At 54.4% G+C, this 11,499-nt stretch carries 9 protein-coding genes; all 9 read left to right on the forward strand.

The features are described from left to right. Nucleotides 1–149 precede the first annotated feature (149 nt). Complete coding sequence (locus tag CJD38_RS03225) at nucleotides 150–1,514, forward strand: DUF1329 domain-containing protein (protein ID WP_107938838.1); 1,365 nt, start codon at nucleotides 150–152, stop codon at nucleotides 1,512–1,514. Nucleotides 1,515–1,545: 31 nt separating this feature from the next. Further along, nucleotides 1,546–3,222: a sulfatase-like hydrolase/transferase gene (locus CJD38_RS03230; RefSeq protein WP_107938839.1), complete on the forward strand. Its 1,677-nt coding sequence runs from the start codon at nucleotides 1,546–1,548 to the stop codon at nucleotides 3,220–3,222. Nucleotides 3,223–3,253: 31 nt separating this feature from the next. Then, the gene (locus CJD38_RS03235; RefSeq protein ID WP_107938840.1) at nucleotides 3,254–5,377 is read left to right on the forward strand and encodes a DUF1302 domain-containing protein; all 2,124 of its coding nucleotides are present in this window, start codon (nucleotides 3,254–3,256) and stop codon (nucleotides 5,375–5,377) included. A 12-nt stretch (nucleotides 5,378–5,389) separates the two neighbouring features. Next, the gene (locus CJD38_RS03240) at nucleotides 5,390–5,962 is read left to right on the forward strand and encodes a DUF1214 domain-containing protein (RefSeq protein ID WP_107938841.1); all 573 of its coding nucleotides are present in this window, start codon (nucleotides 5,390–5,392) and stop codon (nucleotides 5,960–5,962) included. Beyond that, entirely contained in the window at nucleotides 5,959–6,498 is a 540-nt protein-coding gene (locus CJD38_RS03245; RefSeq protein ID WP_161554147.1) for a DUF1254 domain-containing protein, read from the forward strand. Before CJD38_RS03240 ends, CJD38_RS03245 begins: the two co-directional genes overlap by 4 nt. A gap of 432 nt (nucleotides 6,499–6,930) precedes the next feature. Next, nucleotides 6,931–8,472, forward strand: a complete 1,542-nt coding sequence (locus CJD38_RS03255) for a Do family serine endopeptidase (RefSeq protein WP_240783508.1) — start codon at nucleotides 6,931–6,933, stop codon at nucleotides 8,470–8,472. Further along, a complete protein-coding gene (locus tag CJD38_RS03260) occupies nucleotides 8,469–8,717 on the forward strand; it encodes a glutaredoxin family protein (protein ID WP_107938843.1) in 249 nt (82 codons plus the stop codon). The genes CJD38_RS03255 and CJD38_RS03260 overlap by 4 nt, the downstream gene beginning before the upstream one ends. Nucleotides 8,718–8,827: 110 nt before the next feature. After that, entirely contained in the window at nucleotides 8,828–10,636 is a 1,809-nt protein-coding gene (lepA, locus tag CJD38_RS03265) for a translation elongation factor 4 (RefSeq protein WP_107938844.1), read from the forward strand. A gap of 36 nt (nucleotides 10,637–10,672) precedes the next feature. Beyond that, complete coding sequence (gene lepB / locus CJD38_RS03270; RefSeq protein WP_107938845.1) at nucleotides 10,673–11,473, forward strand: signal peptidase I; 801 nt, start codon at nucleotides 10,673–10,675, stop codon at nucleotides 11,471–11,473. Nucleotides 11,474–11,499 lie beyond the last annotated feature (26 nt).

Below are 11,499 nucleotides of genomic sequence, written 5' to 3' on the forward strand. Positions count from 1 at the left end.
AATTTCTTCATATCGTTATAATTTTTAATACAGTGTCCTCTAGAGCTAAAGCTCGCCAAATTGAGCAAGGCATACTCCGCGCGCATTGTGGTCAGGGCGACTCTTTGTCGTGTGCCACGCTCGTTCAATACGATTCTGAGGGTGAAAAAATGTCGCGTTCGGGGCTGAATTTTCTCGCTGCATTTCTATGCTTGACGCTGGCTGGCCAAGCAAACGCCAAGGTCTCCACCGCGGAGGCTGCCCAGATCGGTCAATCGCTGACGGAAGTTGGCGCGGAAAAAGCGGCGAGCGCTGACGGCCGAATCCCGGCGTGGACGGGCGGCATCAAGCCTGCTGATTTCGGAACGAAGTTCGCCAACTTCAAGCAAGGTAATTTTTATCCGGAGCTGTTTTCCGAAGATAAACCGCTGCTCAAGATCACCCACGACAACTACAAAAAGTATGTGACTGAACTGCCCGCCGGCGCGCAGTTGATGTTGGAGCGTTATCCGCAGTACTTCCTGAATGTTTATAAATCGAGACGAACGGCCGCGTACCCTGATTTCATCGCCAAGGCGACTCAAGAGAATGCGACCACTGCGCATCTCGAAGGCGGCGACGACTTAAAGGACTCGAAGCTGGGCTTTCCATTTCCAATTCCAAAAACCGGCATGGAGGCGATCTGGAACCATAAGGTTCGATACCTCGGCAGCACGGTGGATCAGACCGGCAACTTTCTGGTTGTCAGCCCCGATGGTGGGATTCATAGCGCGAGCTACACGCAGTCCGTGCGCTTTCAATACGCCAATCCGAAAATGGCGCAGGAAGATAAGCGCGGCATGATTTTCCAGTTGGTCCGCACACAGGTCGCGCCGCCACGACTGGCCGGGCAGGTGACGATGGCTTGGGAATATCAGGACGGCTCAAGAGAAGCTTGGCTTTATACGCCGGGCACTCACCGCGTACTCAAGGCTCCTTCGCTGGGCTTTGATGCGCCGATGGTCGGTACCGATGGTGGCGTGTCCATTGATCAAGGCGACATGTTCAATGGCTCGCTCAAACAATATTCATGGAAGCTGTTGGGCAAGCGCGCGATGTATATCGCTTACAACAACTATCACCTCCAGCAACCTTCGCTGAAATACAGCGCCTTGATCCGCGCGCGTCATCTGGCACCGGAACATCTGCGCTATGAATTGCACCGCGTATGGGTTGTCGAGGCGACGCTGGCTCCCGGCCAGAAGAATGTCATCGCTAAACGCGTTTTCTATATCGACGAAGACAGTTGGACGATTGCAGCGGTTGATTGCTACGACTCACGCAATCAGTTGTGGCGGTATCAGGAAGGTCATTTGTTCCCGCTGATCGTGAATCAGATTGTGGTGCCTGCGCCGATGGCTGTTTACGACTTCACCTCGGGTCGTTACGTGTTGACCAATCTTGTCAACGAGCTTCCATACGTCGCCAAATTTGATGTGAAGTTTTCCGCTGACTACTTCACGCCGCAGCGCATTTTGAGTTCGGGCCGGCAGTAATGCCATACCCAATAATTTCAGAGAATAAATAATGAAGCCGAGACTCCGCCGTATTGCGCTCATCCTCGTTGTGATTGTTGCCGTCATTGCTGTGCTGGGGCCGATCGCGCGCGACTATGTGATTCTGCATATCGCGGGTTGGATGGCGCCTCCTGTTGGCGAGCCACAGGAAGTGACATGGGCGACTGGCGAAACACCGCCAACATTGGCCGGACAAAAACGTCCGAACATCGTCGTCATTCTCGCTGACGATCTGGGTTACAACGATCTGAGCTTTGGCGGTGGTGGCGTCGCTAACGGTGCAGTGCCAACGCCGAACATCAATGCGATTGCGCATGATGGTGTGACGCTAGCGCAGGGTTACGCAGGTAATGCGACCTGCGCACCTTCTCGCGCTGCGATTCTCACAGGCCGATTCGCAACGCGTTTCGGTTTTGAGTTCACGCCGGTGCCTAAAGAGTTCTCCAAGGTCATCAGCAAGTTTCGCAATGATATGGGTCACACAGGTCCTAATGATCCGCCAGTGATTTATCACTCCGAGTTGGAGGACCAAGAGCCGCCCATGGATGACATGGGGCTTCCGACTTCCGAAACGACGATTGCTGCGTTGTTGAAGAGCCGTGGTTATCACACGATTCATCTCGGCAAATGGCACTTGGGATCTGCCAAGCGTTTTCAGCCACTCTCAGTTGGCTTTGATGAATCTCTGGGCTTTTATCAGGCGGCTTCGATGTTCTTGCCTGAAGACGATCCGAACGTCGTGAATTCGAAGCAGGATTTCGATCCGATCGACAAGTTCATCTGGCCTAATCTTCCGTTCGGCGTTGTTCATAACGATGGCGATTATTTCCGTCCCAAGGCTTATATGACGGACTACCTGGCAGATGAGGCAGTTAAAGCGATTCATGCCAACGCGAAGCGGCCGTTCTTCATGTATCTCGCATTCAATGCCGTGCACACGCCTCTGCAAGCACTTAAGTCTGACTACGATGCGCTGCCGCAGATCAAGGATCACCGCATGCGTGTGTATGCCGCGATGGTGAAGTCGTTGGATCGCAGCGTCGGTAAGGTCACTGCTGCGCTGAAGGAACAGGGTCTCGAAGACAACACGCTGGTGATCTTCACCACCGACAACGGCGGCGCGCATTACATCGGCTTGCCGGATATCAACAAACCTTATCGCGGTTGGAAGGCAACGTTCTTTGAAGGTGGCATCCACGTGCCTTTCTTCATGAAGTGGCCCAACCAATTGCCGAAAGGCGTGAGCTATCAAAGAGCCGCAGCGCATGTCGATATTTTCTCGACGGCCGCAGCTGCTGCTGGCGCAGCTGTGCCAACGGATAGGGTTTACGACGGCGTAAATCTGGTGCCCTTCATCCAAGGCAAAGACGGGGGTCATCCGCATGACGCGCTTTATTGGAGATCGGGTGATTACAGCACGCTGCTTGCTGGCGACTGGAAACTTCAATCGGCCGAGAAGCCGAAGAAGGATTGGTTGTTTAATCTCAAGAATGATCCAACGGAGAAGGTCGATCTTTCTGCCAAAGATCCAGACAAGCTTGCAGAGCTCAAAGCGCTGATGGCTGTGAAAAGTAAGGAGATGGTCAAGCCGTTGTGGCCATCGCTGCTGCAAGCGCCGGTGAAGATTGATTATCCGATGGGGCTTCCAGCGCCTCCCGGTGCTGAATATGTTTATTGGTCGAATTGATAGCTACAAGATTTGGGGAAGGGGATAAAAAATGGGGAATCAACAACGAAGCCAGCAGCGCCCACGTATGGCGCTGCTGGGGGGAACTTCGTGGATCGTGGCCGCTGTAGCTGCATTGCCATGTGTGGCATCTGCTGCTGTTCTCGATCTTGGCGATAGCGGCTTCACTGGCTCGGCCGATCTGATGGTCACGGCTGGCGCGCGCGTTCGTACGCAATCACGCGATTCTGATCAGATTGCTAAAACCAATCTGCCGGGGCAACAAGGTTTTTGCGATGACAAGAATGGCGGCATCAGCTGCGTGACGGTTGCTGGCAACGCAGCTTTTTTGGCGCTGCCTGGTTCCTTGGCGATCAACGCTGACAACGGCGATCTAAATTACGACAAGGGTGATCTGGTCAATGGCGCGCTCAAGCTTTCGCCAAGACTTCAGCTCACTTATGGCGAGTTTGGTCTCGATCTCAGCGGCCTCTATTTCTACGATGCCATTAACAGCGGCTTCGATGAATATCATCCCAACAACAGCAGTAACAACGGCTTCCAGCCTGAGCACACGCGACGCGCTAAGAGCGCGGAAAAAGATATTGGCTCTAACTTCGAGTTATTGAACGCTTATGTGTCTGGCGCGATACCGCTGAATGAAGATCACAATATTCGCTTCAAGGTCGGCAACTTCGTGCTTAACCAAGGACAGAGCAGTTTCTTGGTGTTGAACAGCCTCAACATCATCAATCCTCCAGACGTTAACGTCGCCAATTTGCCGGGCGCGGATCTCAAAGAAATCTTCAAGCCAGTGCCGCTGATTGCACTGGATACTTCATTGACTGAAAATTTTTCTCTACAGGGTTTCTATCAATTCAAATGGGTTGGTGCGCCACTGATTCCACAAGGCTCTTACTTCTCGACTTCTGATCCCGTCGGCGCAGGCGGCACCTATGCGCAGATCGGTAACGGCAAAAATCGCGAAGATCCAATGGATCGAGTGGGTAAAGAAGGTCGCCTGCCTGGCGTCGCTTCGCTGCTTTCAAAAGCAGGACGCACCAACAACCGCGCGCCAGATCAGGATGCGCGCGACAGTGGCCAATACGGCCTCTCAGCCAGCTACTTTGCTCACGAGCTGAACGATACGACGCTTGGAATTTATTACCGCAATCTTCATAGCCGACTGCCGATCTTCAGCTTTCATGCTGCGCAGAAATCGTGCGCCTCTGACGCGACCAACGCAGTTGATGCGCTAGCTGCGTGCGGTGGCTTCACTTCGGTTCCTGTGACTGGACTGGAGCCTACGCCAGTTGATACCGCGCGATACTTTTTGGAATACCCGGAAGATATTCATAGCTTCGGCTTCAATTTCACCACTTCGCTGGGCAGCGTGGCTTGGTCAGGAGAAGTTGTTTATCGCCCCAATCAGCCGCTGCAGGTTGATCCGGTCGACGTTGGTTTCGCCGCGCTACAGCCCGCTTTCCCCAAGCAGACCATTAGCTTGGCAGTTCAGGATATTCCGGGTCAGCGAGTGGCTGTGCCGGACTATCTCTACACGACTTATCTCAAGCAAGTGGTAGAGCCCGGGCAGACAGTGCACGGTTTTATTCGTCGTAAGACGCTTGCCTATCAGACGTCGTTCCTCTACTCAGGCGGCGCAAGCGACAATCCTTTTGGTGCCACATCAATCACCGCATTGGTGGAACTGGGGGCTTATCAAGTTCTCAATCTTCCCAGCTTGAATGAGTTGCAATTGGCAGGTCCGGGCACCGCGACGCATCACAGTGCGGGCATCGACGGAACAGGCATCGCAAACAGCCAGCAGCAGGCGTCAAGCGCAGCGGGCCGACAGAATGCGACCTCGCAAACCAATGGTTACGCCGACAGTCTTTCCATTGGCATGCGTTCGCTATTCGCGCTTGAGTACAACGATGTATTCGAAGGCATCAAACTGATTCCGGTTCTGGGCTACTTCCATGATTTTCGCGGAACAGCGCCATTGCCTTCAGGCGAATTCATCTCTGGCCGAAAACAAGTGGTGTTGCAGCTTCAGTTCAATTACTTCGATCGCTTCTTTGGCGGCGTCACCAATACTTTTTACTTAGGCGGTCGCGAATTCAATTTGCTGCGCGATCGCGGCAATGTCTCGGCATTCATCGGCTTCCAGCTCTAGCCCTAGGGCAAGATGAAAACAAGATATTGGATTGCGCTAGTCGTCATTGCTTGTCTGACGGGCGTGCTTGCGACAAAGCCTGTCGTGGCATACCTGATGAACCGGTTTGCAGTTCATAACGGTTCATGGACGACGAGTGCCAGCACCGGTAGCGACAGCGCTAATATCTATGAGCGTGCCGCGATTGCTGTAGCGGGCCTTTATGCACTCTCGAACAAAGAGGCGATCTACTACACCGCGTTTACTGATAGCGATGGTCAGCCTTTAGACGGCGCCTGTGATTACAGTCTTCGTGGATCAACGCTGCCAGCGCGTTGGTGGAGTCTGACGATGTATGGCGCAGATCATTATCTCGTCGATAACGTTGCTGGCATCTATTCGCGACACGCGGGCAACCTGGAATTTGCAGCGGATAAAAGTTACAGCGTGCATATTTCAGCAACAGCCCAAGCGCACAACTGGTTGCCTGCGCCGAAGAGTGGAAAGTTTTCAATCACGCTTCGACTTTACAACCCGGATGTCACAGTTCACGAGAACTTGTCCGGCATCGCCTTGCCTGTGATTACGCGAGGGGGCTGCAAGTGAAAGTCCTCAAGCTGATTGCGGTATTCATTCTGATTGCGGGCTTGAGCAATCTGGCGACGGTTGCGGCCTTGCCGTATCTGATTAATGCGTACGTCGCCCATCGCATTGCTGATGTCGTTGGTGGGTACAACAAAGCCCTGCATGCGCCACGCCCAGATTCTCATGCGCGCACGGTGGTGCGTCCAAGTCCGGACCTGCTCTATACCGCCTGCGCTTTTGATATCTCAGAACATCCATTGTTGATTACAGCGCCGGTGCAGAGGAGTTACGTCTCGGTGTCGGCCTTTGCTTCGGATACCAGCAACTTCGCTGCAATCAATGATTCGCTGCTGCAAGCTGATGCAAGCGGCAACAAGCATTTCAATTTGGTCTTAGTGCGTGAGGGCGTGTCGGTTGATCTGCCAGCAGGAGCGCAAGTCATTAAAGCGCCTAGTGATAAAGGACTGGTCCTGTTTCGATCGCTGATCACTGACGAAGCCCAGTTGCGGCAGTTGCAACAGGATTTTCAAGCGCAGCAGAATTGCAGTCCCTTGTAGCTGAGCGCGCGATCAAGTTCATATGAATTTAGCCAGTAAGTCTTTTCTGGCTACGCAGAATCCCGTCACTATGCAGATATCGCGGGGATAACCACGGACAATAAAAATCTGCCAGCTACTTGTTGCGGCGCGTTGAATATTGACCCACTTAGAGGTGGTTTGCGTGGATTTATTAGCGTGGACCGCGGGCTTTTCTCCACAAAGCAAAAAGGGGCAGGCGCGAGCCTAACCCCTTGGAGTGTATGGTGGAGCGAAGGTGGATCGAACTCCCGACCTCTGCATTGCAAACGACGCGCTCTCCCAGTTGAGCTATCGCCCCACGCGGTTAAAATTGATCCAATCAGCGGGTCTATAAAAGGCTAAAAAGCCCCGGGATGGCTGTAAGATTTCGTCGTATCCGCTTATTTAGGTTGTGTTTCCTCCCGCTTTGCTTTGAAATCCACATATCTGATCAAGCTCGCCACAGTCGGCGAGGCCGGGAGTGGTGTGATGCCTGTGACTCGTTTGCGACTGCGGTCTTCGATGGCCGTGCTTGCCCCTCTGATTCTTCTTAGCCTGACGGCCTGCGAACGTGGGCAGTTTTCTGGGCGCCCGGATTTTGCTGATCTGGTGGACGAGGTCAGTCCTTCGGTGGTGAATATCAGTGCGGTGACGGCAACGCTGCCTGCACAGCAGCAGGCTTCGGCGACTGAAGAACCGAATGCTGAGGGCGCGCCCAAGGGTGATGCTTCTGAGCAACTGCCGGATTGGTTCAAGAAGTATTACAACGAGCACGGCGGCGAAGAAGCTGCGCCTAGCGAAGATGACTCTGAATCGCAGTCACTCGGTTCCGGTTTTGTGCTGTGGGACGATGGCTACATCCTGACTAACTTCCATGTGGTGCGTGATGCCAAGGAAGTGGTGGTGCGTTTGCTTGATCGTCGTCAGTTCACGGCGCAGGTGATTGGTGGCGATGAGCCTAGCGATCTGGCGTTGCTGAAGATTGATGCGACGGATTTGCCGGTGGTGAAGCTGGCGGATTCTGGCAAGGTTCGCCCGGGTCAGTGGGTGTTGGCGATTGGTTCGCCTTTTGGTTTCGATTACTCGGTGACTGCGGGCATCGTTTCTGCGAAGGGCCGTGCGCTGCAAACTGAACAGTACGTGCCGTTTATTCAAAGCGACGTCGCGATCAATCCCGGTAACTCCGGTGGCCCTTTGTTCAATCTCAAGGGCGAAGTGGTTGGCGTGAATTCGCAGATCTATTCGCAGTCCGGCGGTTATCAAGGTGTGTCGTTCTCAATCCCTATTGATGTCGCGGCCAAGGTCGCGCGCCAACTCAAGGAGCACGGCAAGGTCACGCGCGGTTGGCTGGGCGTGGTGGTGCAGGAAGTCGATCGCGCAACGGCGCAGAAGCTCGGCATGGATAAGCCAGAAGGCGCGCTGGTGGCGCGAGTGATTTCAGGTAGCCCGGGCGAGAAGGCCGGACTCAAATCTGGTGATGTGATCCTGACTTACAACGATCACGTATTGGCCAGCTCCACTTCGTTGCCGCCAGAAGTGGGCAGTTCCGATCCGGGCGAGATCGTGACGCTGCAAGTGATGCGCGAGCGCAAAAAGATCACGATCAAGGTTGAAGTCGGGAAGCTCGACGCTCAGCTAGACGCACAGGCGCAGGATGTCGCGCCACAGCCCAAGCCACCGGTTGGTCCGCTGGGCATGGTTGCGGTTCCGTTGACGGCTGAGCAGCGCCGCAGCGCGCAAGTTGTTGCGGGTGGCGTGCTGATTAGCGATGTCAGTGATGGTCCAGCGTTGCGCGCCGGCATTCGTCCGGGCGATGTGTTGCTGCAGATCAATGGCCAGCAGGTTGATTCCGTACAGAGACTGACTGAGGTCGTCACGCGTTTGACGCCGGGCGCTAGCGTGCCTTTGTTGGTGCAGCGTCGCGGCGCGCCGCTGTTCTTGGCCTTGGATTTGCCTTCCACTGGCAAGCCATGAAGCCCAAGTTGCTGCTGCTGTCCCGGCCAGAATGCGAGCTCTGCGAAGAACTCGAGTTCGCCCTGTTCACGCAGTTCAGCGCGACCACTTTTGAGCTTGAGCGGGCCGATGTGGATAGCCGCCCAGAGTGGAAAACCCGCTATGGCCTGAAGATTCCGGTGTTGCTGACAGCTGCCGGGGAGGTGCTGTGTTCGACCCGTTTTGATGCTGAAGCGGTGGCAGATTTCCTGAAAAATCCCGGCTAAAGTCGAATAAAGTGCTGATAAAGCGGGGTTTAAGGCCTTAATCGAGGTCAGAAAACCCCTAAACGGCTATACTCCGCGGCCATTTTGTCGCCGTATCCTGCCGCGTTTCCATGAAACAAGAGAACATCCGTAACTTCTGCATCATCGCCCACATCGACCACGGCAAATCAACGCTGGCGGATCGCTTCATTCAGATCTGTGGTGGCCTTGAAGAGCGCGAAATGCAGGCGCAGGTTTTGGACAACAATCCGATCGAGCGCGAGCGTGGCATCACGATCAAGGCTCAGGCCGTTTCGCTGGAGTACAAAGCGAAGAATGGCGAAACCTATCAGCTAAACCTCATCGACACGCCCGGGCACGTCGACTTCTCATACGAAGTCTCGCGTTCGCTGTTCTCCTGCGAAGGTGCCGTGTTGGTGGTGGACGCCTCACAGGGCGTTGAAGCGCAGAGCGTTGCCAACTGCTACACCGCGCTGGAAATGAATTTGGAAGTGTTGCCGGTGCTCAACAAGGTTGACCTGCAAAACGCAGAACCTGAGCGCGTCGCAGACGAAATCGAGCAGGTCATCGGCATTGAAGCCAGCGAAGCGCTGCGCATTTCTGCCAAGACCGGTCTCAATGTGGTGGATGTGCTTGAAGAGATCGTGGCCAAGCTGCCTGCTCCTAAAGGCAACCCAGACGGCAAGCTACAGGCGCTGATCGTTGACTCCTGGTTCGACAACTATCTGGGCGTGGTCTCGCTGGTACGCGTGATCAATGGCCGCATCCAGAAGGGCCAGAAGGTCCGCGTGATTTCGACCGGCAAAGATTACGAAGTGACGATGCTGGGTGTGCACACGCCCAAGCGCGTATTTAAGAATGCACTGGAGACCGGCGAAGTCGGCTTCCTGATCGCAGGTATCAAAGATATTTTCGGCGCGCCGGTGGGTGACACGCTGACGATGTCGGGCAACGCTTCGGTTGAGCAGTTGCCGGGCTTTAAGAAAGTGCAGCCTCGCGTGTTCGCGGGCATGTTTCCGGTTGATGCAGACGACTTTGAAGATTTCCGCGAGTCGCTACAGAAACTGCGTTTGAACGACTCGGCTTTGGTCTTCGAGCCAGAAAATTCCGGCGCTTTGGGTTTTGGTTTCCGTATCGGCTTCCTCGGCCTGTTGCACATGGAAATCGTGCAGGAGCGTTTGGAGCGTGAGTACAACCTCAATCTCATCACTACTGCACCGAGCGTAATTTACGAGGTGCTGTACAACGACGGCACCGTCAAGAAAATCGATAACCCCGCAGAGCTGCCAGATCCGGGCATGTACGACGAAGTTCGTGAGCCGATCATTGATTGCCGCGTGCTGATGCCGCCGGATTACGTTGGCTCCGTGATGCAGCTGTGCATGGAAAAACGCGGTTCGCAGAAAAATCTGCGCTACCTCGGCAGCCAGGTGCAGTTGGAAGTTGAGATGCCGCTGTCAGAAGTCGTCACCGACTTCTTCGATCGCCTCAAGAGCGTGTCGCGTGGCTATGCCTCTTTCGAATACGAATTCTCACGCTTCGAAGCAGGCGATCTGGTCAAGCTCGACGTGCTCGTGAACGGCGACAAGGTTGATGCACTGTCCACCATCATTCACCGCAGCGTTTCAGCCAACCGTGGCCGCGATCTCTGCGAGCGTATGCAGGATGTGATTCACCGTCAGATGTTTGATATCGCGATTCAGGCTGCCATTGGCGCCAAGATCATCGCGCGTACGACCGTGAAGGCGCTGCGTAAAAACGTTATTGCCAAGTGCTACGGCGGCGACTTAAGCCGTAAGCGCAAACTGCTTGAGAAGCAGAAAGAAGGTAAGAAGCGCATGAAGCAGGTTGGCAGTGTGGAAATTCCACAGGAAGCCTTCCTCGCCGTGCTGGGCATGGAAAGGAAGAAGGGCGGCTAAGCCGCACTTTATTGCCGTTCAATTTAGGAAGCCGTGATGTCGTCCGATATTCATTTTGATTTTGCAGTGCTGTTGACTGTCCTGACCCTGTTCACGGGTGTGTTCTGGGCGCTCGATAAGTGGGTGCTGGCGCCTAAGCGTCAGGCCGCATTGCAGCCGGGCCAAACGGATCAGCCGAATGCTTTCATCGACTTCTGCCGCTCATTCTTTCCGGTCATCGCCATCGTATTGGGCATGCGCTCATTTCTGGTTGAGCCGTTCCGCATTCCATCAGGCTCAATGATTCCGACGCTGTTGGTCGGTGATTTCATTCTGGTTAACAAGTTTGCTTACGGCGTGCGTGATCCTGTGGTTCACCACAAGTTTATTAATGTGGGCGAGCCTAAGCGCGGCGATGTTTTTGTGTTCCGCTGGCCTGTGGACACCAGCAAAGATTTCATCAAACGCGTGATCGGTCTGCCGGGTGATCGCATCGCTTATCGCGAAAAGACGCTCTACATCAACGGCGAAAAGATGTCGCAGGAAGAGTCTGGCGTATTTGCTTCGCCAAGCCTGCCGCCACCGAGCGTGGCACTGAGATTTAAAGAAGATCTGGGCGGCGTTGAACACTTTATTCTGACCAACCCGGATCGCCCGAACGACGACATTCTGGAATTCACCGTTCCAGACGGTCAGTACTTTGCGATGGGCGATAACCGTGATGGCAGCGATGACAGCCGCCGTTGGGGTTTTGTGCCGGAAGCTAATCTGGTCGGCAAAGCTTTCTTCATCTGGATGAGCTGGGACGCTGAAAACACCCGCGTGGATTTCTCACGCATTGGGAACCAAGTAAAGTAAGGCTAGGCACAACATCTGATAGGGAG

This window comes from Stenotrophobium rhamnosiphilum, assembly GCF_003052265.1.
In the GTDB taxonomy this organism is placed as follows: domain Bacteria; phylum Pseudomonadota; class Gammaproteobacteria; order Nevskiales; family Nevskiaceae; genus Stenotrophobium; species Stenotrophobium rhamnosiphilum.